This window comes from Pseudomonas benzopyrenica (assembly GCF_036884265.1).
GTDB classification, from domain to species: domain Bacteria; phylum Pseudomonadota; class Gammaproteobacteria; order Pseudomonadales; family Pseudomonadaceae; genus Chryseomonas; species Chryseomonas benzopyrenica.
Genome location: NZ_CP145723.1, coordinates 1512768 through 1527862, shown reverse-complemented (window position 1 = coordinate 1527862; position 15095 = coordinate 1512768). Strand labels below are relative to the sequence as shown.

The window sequence follows — 15095 nt, the reverse complement described above, 5'->3', positions numbered from 1 at the left end:
ACGCAGCGAGGTGGAGACGGGTCACAGCCAGCGCAGTCGGCGAAACAGCCAGACCTGGAAGATCGCCACCGCGCCGATCAGCAGGCAGGCGGCCACGAAGCCGAAGGCGGATGACGAACCCGGCATGCCCCCCATGTTCATCCCGAGCAGACCGGTGATGAAGCTGATGGGCAGAAAGAAGCCGGTGATGATGGCCAGCAGATAGAGGGTGCGGTTGGTCTTTTCCGTGGTCGCCCGTTGCTCGGCGTCCTGCAGCAGCGCGACCCGCTCGCGCACGACCTCGAGCTCTTCCAGGTTGCGCACCAGACTGTTGTGCAATTCGCTCCAGTAACCCTGACTGGCCGCCTCGACGAACCAGGCCGGCTTGCCACGAGCCAGGTCGCCATAGATGTCACGCTGCGGGGCCAGATAACGGCGCAGCCCGGTGGAGCGGCGCCTGAGGGTCAGCACCTGGGCATGGTCGGGCAGGCTGCCCTCGTCCTGGTCGACCTGCTCCTCGAGACTATCGAGTTGATCGGACAGGCCACGCACTAGGTCATCGACCCGACTGGTCATGTAGCTGGCGAGGTAGAGCACCAGCTCCTCGGCATTCTGGGCGCCGATGCCCGCCTCCAGGTCCTCTTGGACTTCGGCGGCAGCCTTCATGGGCCTCATGCGCAGCGAGATCACCCGGCGTTTATCGACGAATACCCGCAGCGACACCATGTCTTCGGGCACGGCGCCAGGATTGAGGTTCACCCCGCGCAGGAACAGCAGGAGGCTGTCGTCGGGCTGATTGACCAGGCGTGGGCGGGTCGCCTCTTCCAGCAGCAGATCGCAGGCGAATTCGCTCAGACCACTGGATTGCCGGAGCCAGGCCTGGGCCTCGGGCACGCTGCGATCCCAGTGCAGCCACAGCACCTCGCCGGGACCCGGCTCGACCTCGGCCAGTTCACGGCGACTCAGGCGCCGTCCACCACCGCGGCCGTCGAGGAGGTAGCCATAGACGAGGCCCTGTTCCACATCACTGTCGTACTGCTGCATCTGGTGTCTCGTACAAGGATCCTGCCCCCGTGTGGTGAGGCGATCCGGCGAACGTGACTCCAGCTGGGCGCAGGGCCACGCTCGTGGGGAATGGGGGATTAATCCCGGAAAGAGTCACCCCGCCTCAGGCAGGCAGGGTGACCTTTGGGATCAGGCGTTGCCTTCAGCCAGGAAGAACCAGGTGTCGAGCACGGAGTCGGGGTTGAGCGAGACGCTCTCGATGCCCTGCTCCATCAGCCACTTGGCCAGGTCCGGGTGGTCCGAGGGACCCTGACCACAGATGCCGATGTACTTGCCGGCCCGGTTACAGGCCGCGATGGCATTGGCCAGCAGCTTCTTGACCGCCGGATTACGCTCGTCGAACAGGTGGGCGATGATGCCGGAGTCCCGATCCAGGCCCAGGGTGAGCTGGGTCAGATCGTTGGAGCCGATGGAGAAGCCGTCGAAGTGCTCGAGGAACTCGTCCGCCAACAGAGCGTTGGAGGGCAGCTCGCACATCATGATGACGCGCAGGTCGTTCTCGCCGCGCTTGAGGCCGTTCTCGCCGAGCAGCTCGACCACCCGCGCCGCCTCGTCCAGGGTGCGCACGAAGGGCACCATGAGCTCGACGTTGGTCAGGCCCATCTCTTCGCGCACCTTCTTCATGGCGCGGCATTCCAGCTCGAAGCAGTCGCGGAAGTTCTCGCTGATGTAGCGAGAGGCACCGCGGAAGCCCAGCATGGGGTTCTCTTCCTCAGGTTCGTAGAGTTTGCCGCCGATCAGATTGGCGTACTCGTTGGACTTGAAGTCCGACAGGCGCACGATGACCTTTTTCGGCCAGAAGGCGGCGGCCAGGGTGGACACCCCTTCCACCAGCTTCTCGACATAGAAGCCGACCGGATCCGAGTAGCCGGCGATGCGCTTGTCGACGCTTTCCTTCACCTCGAAGGGCAGGCTGTCGTAGTTGAGCAGCGCCTTGGGGTGCACGCCGATCATGCGGTTGATGATGAATTCCAGGCGGGCCAGGCCCACGCCGGCATTGGGCAGCTGGGCGAAGTCGAAGGCGCGGTCGGGGTTGCCGACGTTCATCATGATCTTGAACGGCAGCTCGGGCATGGCATCCACCGAGCTCTGGCGGATGTCGAAGTCCAGTTCACCTTCGTAGATCAGGCCGGTGTCACCTTCGGCACAGGAGACGGTGACGGTCTGGCCGTCCTTAAGCAGGCTGGTGGCGTTGCCGCAACCGACCACGGCCGGGATGCCCAGCTCGCGGGCGATGATGGCGGCGTGGCAGGTACGGCCGCCGCGATTGGTGACGATGGCGCTGGCGCGCTTCATCACCGGCTCCCAGTCGGGATCGGTCATGTCGGAGACCAGGACGTCACCGGGCTGGACACGATCCATCTCGCTGACGTCACGGATGATCTTGACCTTGCCGGCACCGATGCGCTGGCCGATGGCGCGGCCTTCCACCAGCACCTGGCCCTTGTCCTTGAGCAGGTAGCGCTCCATGACGGTGGCGCTGGCCCGGCTCTTCACCGTTTCCGGGCGCGCCTGGACGATGTAGAGCTTGCCGTCGTCGCCGTCCTTGGCCCATTCGATGTCCATCGGACGACCATAGTGACGCTCGATGATCAGCGCCTGCTTGGACAGTTCGGTGACCTCGGCATCGGTGATGGAGAAACGCGCGCGATCCGCGGGCTCGACGTCGACGGTGCGCACGGAGCGACCGGCCTTGGCTTCTTCGCCATAGACCATCTTGATCGCCTTGCTGCCCAGGTTGCGCCTGAGGATGGCCGGGCGCCCGGCTTCCAGGGTGGGCTTGTGGACATAGAATTCGTCCGGGTTCACCGCGCCCTGCACCACGGTCTCGCCCAGGCCATAGGCGGCGGTGACGAAGACCGCATCGCGGAAACCGGATTCGGTATCCAGGGTGAAGAGCACGCCAGCGGCGCCGGTTTCCGAACGCACCATGCGCTGCACGCCGGCGGACAGGGCGACCAGCTTGTGATCGAAGCCCTGGTGCACGCGGTAGGCGATGGCGCGGTCATTGAAGAGGGAGGCGAAGACTTCCTTGGCCGCGCGGATGACGTTGTCGACGCCGCGGATATTGAGGAAGGTTTCCTGCTGACCGGCGAAGGAGGCATCCGGCAGGTCTTCGGCGGTCGCCGAGGAGCGTACGGCGACAGCGAGATTGGGGTTGCCTGCCGAGATCTCGGCGAAGGCCCGGCGGATTTCGGCGTCCAGGCGCTCGGGGAAAGGCGCGTCCATGACCCACTGGCGGATCTGGGCGCCGGTCTTGGCCAGGGCGACGACGTCATCGACATCCAGGGCATCGAGGGCCGCGTGGATACGCTCGTTCAGCCCACTCTGCTCAAGGAAATCGCGATAGGCCTGGGCCGTGGTGGCGAACCCGCCCGGCACGGAGACGCCCGCGTTGGCCAGGTTGGCGATCATCTCGCCGAGGGATGCGTTCTTGCCGCCCACGCGCTCGACGTCGTGCACGCCAAGCTGCTCCAGTGAAATTACATACTCGTCCAAGGTCTTCTCTCCATCTTGTGTCTTTGTGGGAAAGCAGTACGCCTCGGCGCTCGCCCCATGGACAGTGGACGGCGGTAGGTTACAGTGCAGCGATCCCTGCCCCGTACGCCACCAGGACGTCCCTCCATGCAACGAACCGCCTTTTTCATTTCCGACGGTACCGGCATCACGGCCGAAACCCTCGGTCAGAGCCTCCTGGCCCAGTTCGGGGACATCACCTTCAGGAAGGTCACCCGCCCCTACGTGGATACGCTGGACAAGGCCAGGGCGATGGTACAGCAGATCAATGCCGCCGCCGTCCAGGACGGTGCGCGACCCATCATCTTCGATACCATCGTCAACCGCGACATCCGGGCCATTCTGGACCAGTCGAACGGGTTCATGATCGACATCTTCTCCACGTTTTTATCCCCGCTCGAACGGGAACTTTCCGCCGAATCTTCGTATTCGGTAGGGAAGTCACATTCGATCATGCACAATAGTCACTACATGGAGCGGATCGAGGCCGTCAATTTCGCACTCGAAAACGACGACGGCGCCCGCACGACCCACTATGCGCAGGCCGATCTGATCCTGGTGGGGGTCTCGCGCTGCGGCAAGACGCCGACCTGCCTCTACATGGCGCTGCAATATGGCATCCGCGCGGCGAACTATCCGCTGACCGAAGAGGACATGGAGCGCCTGCAGCTGCCCGCCTCGCTCAAGACCTACAAGGACAAGCTGTTCGGCCTGACCATCGACGCCGAGCGCCTGGCGGCGATCCGCCACGAGCGCCGGCCCAACAGCCGCTATGCGAGCTTCGCCCAGTGCGAATTCGAACTGCGCGAGGTGGAGAGTCTGTTCCGCCGCGAGAACATCTCCTTCATCAACACCACGCATTTTTCCGTAGAGGAGATCTCGGCGAAGATTCTGGTGGAGAAAGGCGTGGAAAGACGGTTTAAATAGCCGACCACCCCTCCTCTTCGGCGCCCTCGCGGCGCACCAGGCGACCGCCATGAATCTCGTCGATGCCCTGCTGTTCTTTCCGGTCGCCCTGCTCATCGCCCTGACACCCGGCCCCAACAACTTCTGCTCGCTCGGCAATGGCATCCGTCACGGCGCGGTGACGGCGGGCCTTGCGGCCCTGGGTCGCAATGTGGCCTTCGTGATCTTCTTGGTGATTTCGGCGGTGGGCCTGGGCGCCATGCTGCTGGCCTCGGAGACGGCCTTTACCGTCATCAAGTGGATCGGTGCGTTCTATCTGCTCTACCTGGGCGTGAAGAGCTGGCGCAGCCGGGCCTTCGACGGCCTGGACCTAAGCGAGAACGGCGCGGCGCAACCACGCGCGCTGCATCGGTTGATGCTGCAGGAATTTCTCATCGGCATCAGCAACCCCAAGGCGATCCTGCTGTTCGCCGCGGTCTTTCCGCAATTCATCGACCCCACCCAGCCGACCACCCAACAATTCGTCTACCTGGGTGGTACCCACTTGTTCGCGGAAATGGTCGCGGCCTTCATCTATGGCCTGTTCGGCCGGCAGATCCGCCGCTTCATCCGCGGGCCCCGCGGAGTGCGCCGCCTCAACCAGGCCACCGGCGCCTTCTTTGCCGGCGCAGGCGGCCTGCTGCTGACCGCTCACCGCTAGCTCAGGACGTTACCAGGTGGGACTGGGCAGCGCCCAGCTTCGCCAGGGCCGCCTCTATCGCCGACCAAGGCCTTTCCGGGCGCACTGCTGGCCTGCCCATGGCGGCCTGGCGAGCGGCCAGCACCAGACAGGCGAATTCGGCCGCCACCGCATCGGCCTGCGTCGCGTCGGCGTCCCTGGAAAGGACCGCGGGGGACAGCCAGAGGCGCTCCTGCAGGCGTTCGCCGGCCTGGCGAACGAAGTGCAGCCGCCGTTGCTGGCCTACGGGTCCGGCTTCAGTCTCTTCGACCAAGCCCAGCGACAGCGTCTTGTAGGCCGGCAGTCGATCGAGCAGCCCCTGCTGGGCCTGGACCGACCGTGGCCAATCGACATGCAGCCCCTCCAGCGGCAGACCGGCAGCCAACCCCAGGTTCTCGATCAACTCACCATGACGCACACCCAGCAGCTTCTTCAGCGGCTCGCGTTGCAGCAGGTTGTAGGCTCTTTCGAAGGCGGTACGCCAGGCCAGCGGCAGTTCCAGCGTCAGCAGCGGCTCGTCGATCTGGATCCATTCCACGCCCTGGGCGGCCAACCGCGCGAAGATCTCGCCGTAGACCGGCAGCAACGCTTCCAGCAGTTCGAGGCGGTCGAACGCGGGATCGAGCGAGCGACCGAGCCATAGATAGCTCAGAGGTCCGAGGATCACCGGCTTGACCAGCAGACCGAGCGCCTGGGCCTCGGCGACCTCGTCGAACAGCTGCTCCCAGCCGATGGCAAAGGACTGGTCCGCGGTGAATACCGGGACCTGACAGGGGCCGGCGAATCCCAGATCGTCTGCCGCCTCGGTGCGAGTGGCGGCGCCGACCAGATACGAATGCGCCAGAACCCGATCGCCCCAGCCGAAGTCGCCTACTGCGAGCCACTCACAACCCGCGGCCTGCTGGGCGCGCCACGCCTGCTGACGCTGCTGACGTCCCTGGGCGATCAGGGCGGCCCGGTCGCAATCGTCGAGAGACGCCATCGTCGCCAGGGACGCGTCACCCTGTTGCTCGCGCCGCGCGGAACTCTGGGAATGAATCTTGACCATTGCACACCTCCACCAGACAAGGTGAAGATTGTCATCGCGCATGACCCATGAAACAAACTCAGGTTTCTTGTGGTGAACTCAAGTTTCTCTCATACACCGCGATCAGGGTTTGAAGCGCGCCATGCTGTAGGCGTCGACGAACACCCCATCGCGCAGGGCATAGCGCCGCAGCAGCCCTTCTTCTTCGAAACCCAGCTTGCGATAGAGCGCCAGGGCCGGCTCGTTGTCGCTGAAGACGGTCAGTTCGACCCGTTGCAGATTCATCCAGTTGTCGGCGAGGTCGAGCAGGGCCGTCAGCAGCTGGGTACCTATGCCCTGCCCCTGGCAATCCCGGGCCACGCCCATGCCGAGGGCGCCACAGTGCTGGCGGCGAATGCGCTGCTGCTGTTCGAGACTGGCGCTACCCACCACCTGCCCCTGCCGCAGGGCGACCAATCCTATCCGCCCTTCGCGCTCGCCGCTCAGACGCTGCCGCCATTGTTCGGCGCTCTGATAGGGTAGCTGCAGCACCTGCCGCGCCACGGCCGGATCGCCATAGAGGGCAGCGAGACCCTCGGCATGGCGATCAGCATAGCGTTCCAGATGGACGATCGAGCTGGACATGGGCGGCACTCCTTCGCAGAAGTCCGCAGCTTCGCCCAAGTCCGGTGGGTCGGACAAGGGCGAAGCGTAAGCCCGCTAACGGAGTCGTGGGATCAGAGGGTCCACTTCAGGCTGAGCATGACGTTGCGGGGATCGCCGTAGACGCCGGTACCAGTGCCCGTTGGAATGCCCTGCCAGTATTTCTCGTCGAAGATGTTGTTGAAGTTGACGCGACCATCCCAGTGCTCGTTGAAGCGGTAACCCGCCATCAGGCCCACCAGTGCGTAGCTATCCTGCTTGGCTTCGCCGTTGCCGACACGCTCGAAGGTCCCGCTCTGAGCCAGCAGATCGGCGCCAATGCGCCACTTGCTCAGCTCGCCGGTGAGCTGATAGCTGGTGGCGGCCTTGAACAGGTGCTTGGGCTGCTCCGGCGCGAAGCGGCGGTCTTCGTAAACAGCGTCTTTCGTGAACTCGCTCAGCACCAGGGTGTAGGCCGCCGACGCCTGCCAGTTGGGTGCGAATTGACCGGAGATTTCCGCATCTATGCCGCGACTGCGAACCTCGCCAGCGGCGGTGTAGCAGCTTTGCACCGGATAGCCCGGGCAGAAGGTCGCCTGGTTGCTCGGCAGGTAGGCGCGATTTTCCTGGACGGTGTCGAAGAGCGCGACGGAAGCGTTCAAGGCGCCATCGAAATAGGCGCCCTTCAGCCCGATCTCGTAGCTTTTGCCGGTCCGGGGTTCAAGTACCGAACCTCCGGTGTTCTGCTCGCTTTGCGGCTTGAAGATCTCGGTATAGCTGGCATACACCGAGTAGGTGTCGTTCAGGTCATAGATGATGCCGGCATAGGGCGTGAATTCGCGTGTGGCCTTGTAGTCGTTGTCACTGTAGAGATTGTCGAAGTCGTACCAGCTGACGCGTCCCCCAACGATGACGTGCAGGGGATCGATCGGATTGAGACGCGCAGCAGCGTAAATCGCTTCCTCGGTGGAGGTGTTCTTGCTGGCGTAAGGCGTCAAGCTGTCCTTGGCCGGCTTGGGAATGCTGCTGGGACGGAAGTTGTAGATGTCGACCGGGGTTGCGCCGGAAAAGCCCCCGCGCTGGTAGAACTTTTCCTGACGCCGACTGATGCCCACCATCAACTCATGCTCTCGACCCAGCAACTGGAAGGGGCCGCTCACCGAGGCATCGAGGTTGAGCTGGTCGGAATCCGTCCGATAGGCACCGGAGGCGGTGGCCAGATCGCTGACGGAGGAATAGCTGAAGTCCGGCGCTACAGAGGTCAGGTAATTGGAATAGGTATCCGAATTCGCCCAGACCTGCTGCGCTGCCAGCTTGGCCTTCCAGCCGTTGTCGAAGGTGTGGGTGATGTCCGAGAACAGGGTGTAGGTGTCCTGATCCCAGTACGCCCAGTCGCCGCTCAGGAAGGTGGAGCGTGACAGGTGCAGGTCTTCGCCATTGGGACCGCTGGGCAGGCTGCCCCAGTCGGAGGTCTTGTCCTCGCGCTGCTTGGAGGCGCCGATGGTCCAGGTGGTAGAGTCGCTGAGATCCGCTTCAAGGACACCATAGAAGGTCTGGCGTTTGCGCTCGCGGACGTCCTGGAAGCTGTTGCTGTCTTCATAGGCAGCCACGGCGCGACCGCGCAGGGTGCCAGCTTCATTCAGCTTGTTGGAGGCGTCGACCTCGGTACGGTAGCGATCCCAGCTGCCGGCGCTGGTGGTGACGCTGACCTGCGGAAAGGCGGTCGGGCGCTTGCGCACCAGATTCAGGGTGGCCGAAGGGTCGCCAGCACCGGTCATCAGGCCGGTCGCGCCGCGCACCACCTCGACCCGGTCGTAGATGGACAGGTCCGCCGAGGACAGGGTGTCGAGGGTGAAGGTCCCGGCCGTGGTGGGCAGGCCGTCGTACATGATGTTGTCGATACGGAAGCCGCGCGCGAGGAATTCCTGGCGGTCGCCGCCGAACTTGTTCAGCGTCACCCCCGGCGCGTAGCGGACCACGTCGTTGAGATCGGTCATGCCCTGGTCTTCCATGCGCTGTCGGGTGATGACACTGACCGACTGGGGCGTCTCGCGGATGGACAACGGCAGGCCGGTGGAGGTGCTCATCGCCCCGGTCGTGTAGGAGCGAGTGCCCTCGGTGCTCGCTCGTCCCACGAGCGAGCCATCGTCGGCGGTGATGGTGGTGGCATCCAGCGCCACGCTACCGGTCCCGGCCTGGGTGGCTGCCGGGGCGACGGTGGCGACGTTGCCGGACAGCGAGGCGGCCAAGCCACTGCCGGCCAGCAGCCGCTGCAAGGCAACGTCCGGCTCCATCCGCCCCGACAGCGCCGGCGCACCTTTGCCGGCCAGGGCCGCGGGATCGTAGTTCACCTTCAGGCCGCTGGCGCGCGCAAAGCTCTGCAGGGCATCGGCCAGCGGCTGCGCCGGTTGCGACAGGGCGATGGGTGCTGCCTGGGCCAAGGCTGTCACGCCCAGAGAAACGGAGAGCGCCAGGGCGCGAAGAGTGAAGTGCTGCATCTAGGTTCGTCCTCAGAATGGAAGCGGTCCGTCCATACCCCACGTAAGGACTCGACAGACCCGGCTCCCGGGTCCATGGACCTGCATCCAACGCCGCCAGCGGCGGGCTGAAAGACTATGAGATGACGTCCTATCTGTAAATGCAAATTAGTATCATAAATATACGCGAACGTTACCCATTGGTATTCTTGCGCTCTAGGCTGCGGTTCCGTGAAGTTGCGGGAGCTGGGTGCACTTCAGGTAAAGAGCTGCCTGATCCATTCCATCCAATACATTGGCGGAACATGGGTACCAGGGCTGGAGCAAAGCAAGAGAGCGCGCAAGCTACTCCTAGACGAAAAACGTGACGCAATTTGCAAAAAGTCCTCCATTGCCGCAGAGTTGCTCTCGCTTGAAACAAGGAACGTTTTGATGTGCCAAGGAATGCCACCAAGGTCCATGACCCGTCTGCGTCGTGGGCTGCTGCTAGGCGTACTGGGGCTGCTGATCCTGGCCTGTGATCCCTTGGGCTTGTCCAGCGCCACGGACAAGGCCAGCGAACAATTCTTCAATCGACTGCTGTCGGCCTTCTACTCCGATCGCGGCCAGCAACAGATCGTTTTGCTGTTGCTGGACGATGCCTTTCTGCTTCGGCACGATCTGCATTGGCCTCTGCCTTATCAGGAACAGGCCAAGGTGTTGGCGCGGCTGCTGCATTATCGGCCCCAGGCGGTATTCGTCGACCTGCTGTATAGCCACGATCACTCCCGGGCGAACGAGACGCCGCAGGTACTGGCCAACGTCTTCGCCCGCTATGCCCAGCAGGACATTCCAGTGTTACTCGCCAGCACCGGGCAGACGCTCCCGCAGACGAATCAGGCGGATACTCTGTCTGAGCTGGCGAAGGTGACGAAGCCGGCCATCATCCAATGGGATGACCAGGGGGACCGCTATCCCCTCACCGTAACCGGCAGCGACGGTCAGCCGCTGCCTACACCTGCCCAAGCGCTCTATCAGGAATACTGTCAACGCCAGACTTGCGAGCCACGTGAGATGGCAGCGGACGCGCCTCCCATCGCCGTGCAATGGGGACTGCATACGGCTAGCCAGCAGCCTCTGCTCAGCAACAGCCAGCATTGCCAACTGCGCTCCAGTGCCCTGGCGGAGACCTTCCAGATGGTGCTGACCGCGTTGTTCTGGCGCTTCTCCACTCCCGCGACCCTGCCCTGCCCCTATACCCTCACCCTGAATGCAGCGGAACTGGAAACGACCCTGCCCGAAGAGCGGGCGCTGCTGCGCAGCGTATTACAAGGGCGCCTGGTTCTGGTGGGTGCCGACATCACGGGAGCGGCGGATCGAATCCATTCACCGGTTCACGGACAGATTCCGGCGGTCTATCAGCACGCCATGGCCTTGGACAATCTCATTACCTTACAGGCCGACTATTACCGAGACCCGCCAAGCCTGGGCGACACCTCACTGGATGTCATCAGTATCGTCAGCCTGGTGTTTGCAGCTGCCATCCTCGCCATTGTCCTGGTTCGCGAGCAAGGTTGGTTCACTAGGCTCTACCTGAGAACGGTGCTGGTAATCCTCCTGTTGGCCGCCATGGCCGTCTGCTACTTGCTGAGCCTGACGCCGCTCAACGTGGTCGGTCTGGGACTGCTCAGCCTCACCCTTTTCCGCAATCACCTAGAAGCTCGGGCGGAGACCCGAGAGCACATCCGGCAAGGAGAACAATCATGATCAAAGCGTGGCTCACCAGCGCAATTCTCGTGGTATCGCTTGAGCTTCAGGCCGCTCCCCTCACGGTCGTGGCGATCGAGAGCGACCCCTTGAGCCTGCTTGACCCACTCGGCAAACCCTTGGGTAGCCTGTCTCGGGATCGCCTGCCCCAGCTGCCGCTGCCGGTCTTGTCCACCAATGAATTGGATCTGGTGGAGGTACAACTGGATGGTCGGCGAGTCTGGCTGGACCGGATGGACGTGCGCCTGAACCAGGGCGCAGAGGTAAAGATGCCGTGCGCCAAGCTGGCCAGTGGCACGGCCGACCGCAGCAGTGGGGCCACCTTGGGCTACGGCGCCGGCTGCGCCAAGGAGTAGCGATGAACACCGCCCGCGCTGTCCTACCGCTGCTCTTTGGCTGCCTTGCGCTGAGCGGATGTGGGACGCTCACCGGTGCGCCCGATGCCCTGGCCAATCTGTCAGGAAAGCATACGTATGCCACCTTCGACGGCCACTATCTAGATCAACCGGATGTGCGAGCCCACCGCACGCTCGATGCCCGGCACGTCGAAAACCTGCGCCTCAGCTACGATGGCCGCAGTCTTCCAGCCAATGAGGTGCGCCAGCAGAACCTCGTCGCCATTGCTCCGCTAGAGGAGTATCTGGATGGCATCGTGCAAAAACTCGGGCGGGGCTGGCCGGGTGAGATGCCACCCCTCAAGATCGGCCTGGTCGATAGTTACGCCTTCGGCCCTTCGGCCGATCCTTACGGCAACATCTTCGTGCCCCTGGGGATGTTGGAAAACGTCGCCAGCGAAGATGAAATCGCCGCCATGCTGGCTCATGAAATGAGCCACGTTCTGCTGCGGCACCATGATCGCCGTAAGGCGTTCATCCAGCAGAAAGAGAACGTCACGCGCATGGCGACCTTGGCGATCCTGGGTGCGACAGTGACCGACACGCGCATGGATCGCGCTGGCGATCAGGTCCGCTTCAACCAGAAGAATCCCGCAGAAACCGGCAAGATCATCAACCGTACCCTCCTCTACAGCGCCTTGATCAACAGCTTTTCCGACAATGTCTGGAACACGGCCTGGGGCCGCGTCCAGGAGGATCAGGCAGATTTGCTCGGCGTCGACCTGCTGATCCGTGCTGGCTATGCACCGCGGGCCGCCAGCCACAGCCTGCAACGCCTGGACGACTACCAGGGCAAGCAGACCCCGCTGATGGCCACCTTTCTTCAGGAACGCCAGTTGGGCCTCACGGCGGCGGTTACCAAGCTGGATGTCAATGGGGTGCTCAAGGAAGCTCAGACATTCCTCAATCAAGGCATGCTGGTAAGCATTACCACGGCCAGTGACTACCTGCAGCGCTCGCACATGTCGCCCATGCAACGTGATAAGGACCTGCGCCAGTACCTGCAGCGGGAGTATCAGGGCGAGCGGCGCGCCCAGGTGGAGCGCTCGCGCTGGTCGCACCTGCGTGAGGATCCTCGGGTACGGGCCGCACTCAGTGCCTACCGCGATGCCTATGGCGCCAATGTGGCCCTGGAACGCAAGGATCTGCGAGGTGCTCAAGCCCTGGTCGAACGTGCCCTGTCATCACCAGTAGCCAACCAACCCGGCATCCGCCGTGCAGCCTTCAATCTTCACCTGGCCCAGGGTAATCGGCAGCAGGCGGCGGCAACCCTGCAGGCCATCGAGAACTGGCGCCTGGCGAGTCCGGAGCTTTACGAGCTGGCAATTTCCGCACGCCTGAACAACGGCGATCCCCAGGGTGCGCTCGCCTTGATCGATCAAGGCGAGCAGAACTTCGGCTCCGAAGAAATGTTCATCGTGCAGAAGATCCATGTTGCACGACAACTCAAGGACCAGCCCGCCCAGCAGCGGCTGGGTAAGAAATGCCTGACCTATCCCAGCGTCAAGGCCAATTGCGTGAAGTTGGTGCCAGGGCTGAAGGCTTGATCCGTTACGCGAGGGACGCTTCCTGACCATGGGGCATCTCCGATTCGGCATCCGAACACCCTGTACAGGACCGCCGTCCGGTCGGTGCCGCACCCGTTCAGACCAGGCGCCGACTTCCCCCCGCCCCTTCATCGCGAAAATGCTGGGCGATGGTCAGGATCTGCGGCTCGATGGCCAGGAAGGCATCGAGCACCTGGGGATCGAAGGTGCTGCCACGCATCTCGCGCATCATCTGTAGCGAGTCTTCGTGGCTGAAAGGCTCCTTGTAGCAGCGACGACTGATCAGCGCATCGTAGATGTCGGCCACCGCCATGATGCGCCCGGCCAAGGGGATGTCTGTACCAGACAGCCTGTTGGGATAGCCGCTGCCGTCCCATTTCTCATGGTGGGTACTGGCGATCTCGGCGGCCAGGGCGAGGAAGTTGTCATCCTCCAGATGGCTGGCGGTGCTGAGGATGATCTGGCGACCGAATTCGGCGTGCCGTTGCATCACCTGCATTTCCTCGGGCGTCAGCCGCCCGGGCTTGAGCAGGATGGCATCCGGCACCCCGACCTTGCCGATGTCATGCAGCGGCGCGGACAGGAACAGCAGCTGGATATAGTCCGGCGTCAGCAGGTCCGCCGCCTGACCGGTGCGTCTCATCTGCTCGGCGATGGCACGGACATAGTGTTGGGTGCGCTTGATATGGGCACCGGTCTCGGGATCCCGGGTCTCGGCCACCGCGGCCATCGACTCGATAGTGACCTGGCGTGACCGTTCCAGTTGCCGGCGCCAGCGCTCTTCGTACTGGCGCGCCAGGATGATCCGGGTGACCAACGCCAGGCCCGACAGCATCGCCACCAGCAGCAGGGGCGCGGCCAGGGGCAGGAAGACGTCGTAGCGCACGAACAGCCAGATGCCCAGCAGCTGTGGCAGGACGATCAACGCGGTCGCCAACAGGGCGAAGCGGCGCTGATTGTGGTTGTAGAAAAACCCGGCGGAAAGCAGTAGGCCGCCGATCAGGCACAACGCCAGTTGCAGTACTCCAGCGAACTGGGGGACCCGCACCAAGGCGTCGTCCAGCAGGTCCTGGGTCAGGGCGGCCTGCAGCCTGACGCCGGAAAAGGTCTGGCCCAGGGCCGTCGTGTGCAGATCATTGAAGCCCGCGGCAGATACGCCGACGAAGACCACCTTGTCCTTGAGTCTGGCGGGCGCCACCGCGCCACTGAGCACCGCCAGCGCCGAGACCTCAGGATAATGCTCGGCAGTGCTGTGCAGGTGCAGCAGCGCCTGGCCTCGACTGTCGAGCGGCAGACGGTGATCGCCAAGCCGCAGCACCGGTCCGGCGATGCTGGTCTCCACCACGCCCTCGGTCAGCCCCAGGGCGCGCATGGTGGCGGCCAGGGCCAGACTGGGATGGATGATGCCCTGGTGACTGAGCAGCAGGGGGGTGCGCCTGAGGATGCCATCGCTGTCACGCTGGCTGTTGATGAAGCCGCTGAAGCGCGTCTGGCTGGCGATGGGGGCTACGTTGTCCAGCGCGCCAGTGGCCTCGGGCAGCGCCAGGGCGTCGAGGGCACCGCTGAAGCCAATCCCGGGCCGTAGGCCGCTGGAAGCGGGCTGGTGCAGATCGAGGAAGAAGAAGCGGGCGGCGATGGCCCCCGTCTGTCCCATGACGTAGCCAAGATAGCCGTCGTTGTCCTGCAACTCCGCAGGCACGCCGGAAAAGCTCAGGTCGATGCCGAAGTCGTCTTTGAAGCTCTGCTGCAACGCCTTGAGCGAGGTGCGGTCCGGCTCACTGAACAAGACGTCGACGGCGATCGCGGCGGGCTCGGCTTCGGCGATGCGGGAGAGCAGCTCGGCTATCCGATAGCGGGGCCAGGGCCACTGGCCCAGTGCCGCCAGGCTGGCTTCGTCGATGCTGACCACCTGTACCCCGGTCGCCTCTTCATCGCTGGCCGAAAAGCGGCTCAGCTGATCGTAGGCGAGGCGGTCGAGATACTGCAGTGGCGTCCATTGCAGCAAGGCGGCGAAGCCAAAGGCCAGCGACAGCCCCAGACTGACCAGGAACATCCAGGGCGCACGACGACGCAACGGGTGGGTGACGGACTTCATGC

General features: G+C 63.7%; 11 protein-coding genes. 5 read left to right on the top strand and 6 right to left on the bottom strand.

From position 1 onward, the window contains the following. Positions 1–21: 21 nt before the first annotated feature. Both V6W80_RS06990 and ppsA read right to left on the bottom strand, forming a co-directional pair. Positions 22–1023, bottom strand: a complete 1002-nt coding sequence (locus V6W80_RS06990; protein WP_338546349.1) for a zinc transporter ZntB — start codon at positions 1021–1023, stop codon at positions 22–24. A gap of 150 nt (positions 1024–1173) precedes the next feature. Continuing rightward, positions 1174–3543, bottom strand: a complete 2370-nt coding sequence (gene ppsA / locus V6W80_RS06985; RefSeq protein ID WP_160922861.1) for a phosphoenolpyruvate synthase — start codon at positions 3541–3543, stop codon at positions 1174–1176. A 126-nt stretch (positions 3544–3669) separates the two neighbouring features. On the opposite strand from ppsA, the gene ppsR reads away from it, so the two are divergent. Then, the gene (gene ppsR, locus V6W80_RS06980; RefSeq protein WP_007159264.1) at positions 3670–4488 is read left to right on the top strand and encodes a posphoenolpyruvate synthetase regulatory kinase/phosphorylase PpsR; all 819 of its coding nucleotides are present in this window, start codon (positions 3670–3672) and stop codon (positions 4486–4488) included. Between the two features lie 49 nt (positions 4489–4537). Beyond that, on the top strand, positions 4538–5167 hold the full coding sequence (locus tag V6W80_RS06975; RefSeq protein WP_017638901.1) for a LysE family translocator: 630 nt from the start codon (positions 4538–4540) through the stop codon (positions 5165–5167). A 1-nt stretch (position 5168) separates the two neighbouring features. Here the strand turns inward: V6W80_RS06975 and V6W80_RS06970 are convergent, their stop codons facing one another. From V6W80_RS06970 to V6W80_RS06960, 3 genes are all read right to left on the bottom strand, one after another. Next, a complete protein-coding gene (locus V6W80_RS06970; protein ID WP_338546346.1) occupies positions 5169–6233 on the bottom strand; it encodes a hypothetical protein in 1065 nt (354 codons plus the stop codon). A 102-nt stretch (positions 6234–6335) separates the two neighbouring features. Further along, entirely contained in the window at positions 6336–6836 is a 501-nt protein-coding gene (locus V6W80_RS06965) for a GNAT family N-acetyltransferase (protein ID WP_338546344.1), read from the bottom strand. 92 nt (positions 6837–6928) lie between these two features. Continuing rightward, positions 6929–9331, bottom strand: a complete 2403-nt coding sequence (locus V6W80_RS06960; RefSeq protein ID WP_338546341.1) for a TonB-dependent siderophore receptor — start codon at positions 9329–9331, stop codon at positions 6929–6931. Positions 9332–9769: 438 nt separating this feature from the next. Here V6W80_RS06960 and V6W80_RS06955 point away from each other — a divergent pair, with 438 nt between their 5' ends. From V6W80_RS06955 to V6W80_RS06945, 3 genes are read left to right on the top strand one after another with little or no spacing between them, the layout of a single operon-like run. Next, positions 9770–11056 (top strand): CHASE2 domain-containing protein, encoded by a 1287-nt coding sequence (locus tag V6W80_RS06955; protein ID WP_338546339.1) that lies wholly within the window; start codon positions 9770–9772, stop codon positions 11054–11056. Then, positions 11053–11412: a hypothetical protein gene (locus V6W80_RS06950; RefSeq protein ID WP_017638906.1), complete on the top strand. Its 360-nt coding sequence runs from the start codon at positions 11053–11055 to the stop codon at positions 11410–11412. Before V6W80_RS06955 ends, V6W80_RS06950 begins: the two co-directional genes overlap by 4 nt. Positions 11413–11414: 2 nt before the next feature. Continuing rightward, complete coding sequence (locus V6W80_RS06945; protein ID WP_338546337.1) at positions 11415–12998, top strand: M48 family metallopeptidase; 1584 nt, start codon at positions 11415–11417, stop codon at positions 12996–12998. A 97-nt stretch (positions 12999–13095) separates the two neighbouring features. Here the strand turns inward: V6W80_RS06945 and V6W80_RS06940 are convergent, their stop codons facing one another. Next, on the bottom strand, positions 13096–15093 hold the full coding sequence (locus V6W80_RS06940; RefSeq protein WP_338546336.1) for a CHASE2 domain-containing protein: 1998 nt from the start codon (positions 15091–15093) through the stop codon (positions 13096–13098). Positions 15094–15095: the final 2 nt, after the last annotated feature.

Excerpts from the sequence above, each read along its gene's own strand:
- V6W80_RS06945 (WP_338546337.1), top strand. The coding sequence starts at position 11,415 with ATGAACACCGCCCGCGCTGTCCTACCGCTGCTCTTTGGCTGCCTTGCG.
- V6W80_RS06950 (WP_017638906.1), top strand. The coding sequence starts at position 11,053 with ATGATCAAAGCGTGGCTCACCAGCGCAATTCTCGTGGTATCGCTTGAG.
- V6W80_RS06970 (WP_338546346.1), bottom strand. The coding sequence starts at position 6,233 with ATGGTCAAGATTCATTCCCAGAGTTCCGCGCGGCGCGAGCAACAGGGT.
- V6W80_RS06975 (WP_017638901.1), top strand. The coding sequence starts at position 4,538 with ATGAATCTCGTCGATGCCCTGCTGTTCTTTCCGGTCGCCCTGCTCATC.
- ppsR (WP_007159264.1), top strand. The coding sequence starts at position 3,670 with ATGCAACGAACCGCCTTTTTCATTTCCGACGGTACCGGCATCACGGCC.
- V6W80_RS06965 (WP_338546344.1), bottom strand. The coding sequence starts at position 6,836 with ATGTCCAGCTCGATCGTCCATCTGGAACGCTATGCTGATCGCCATGCC.
- V6W80_RS06960 (WP_338546341.1), bottom strand. The coding sequence starts at position 9,331 with ATGCAGCACTTCACTCTTCGCGCCCTGGCGCTCTCCGTTTCTCTGGGC.
- V6W80_RS06940 (WP_338546336.1), bottom strand. The coding sequence starts at position 15,093 with ATGAAGTCCGTCACCCACCCGTTGCGTCGTCGTGCGCCCTGGATGTTC.
- V6W80_RS06955 (WP_338546339.1), top strand. The coding sequence starts at position 9,770 with ATGACCCGTCTGCGTCGTGGGCTGCTGCTAGGCGTACTGGGGCTGCTG.
- V6W80_RS06990 (WP_338546349.1), bottom strand. The coding sequence starts at position 1,023 with ATGCAGCAGTACGACAGTGATGTGGAACAGGGCCTCGTCTATGGCTAC.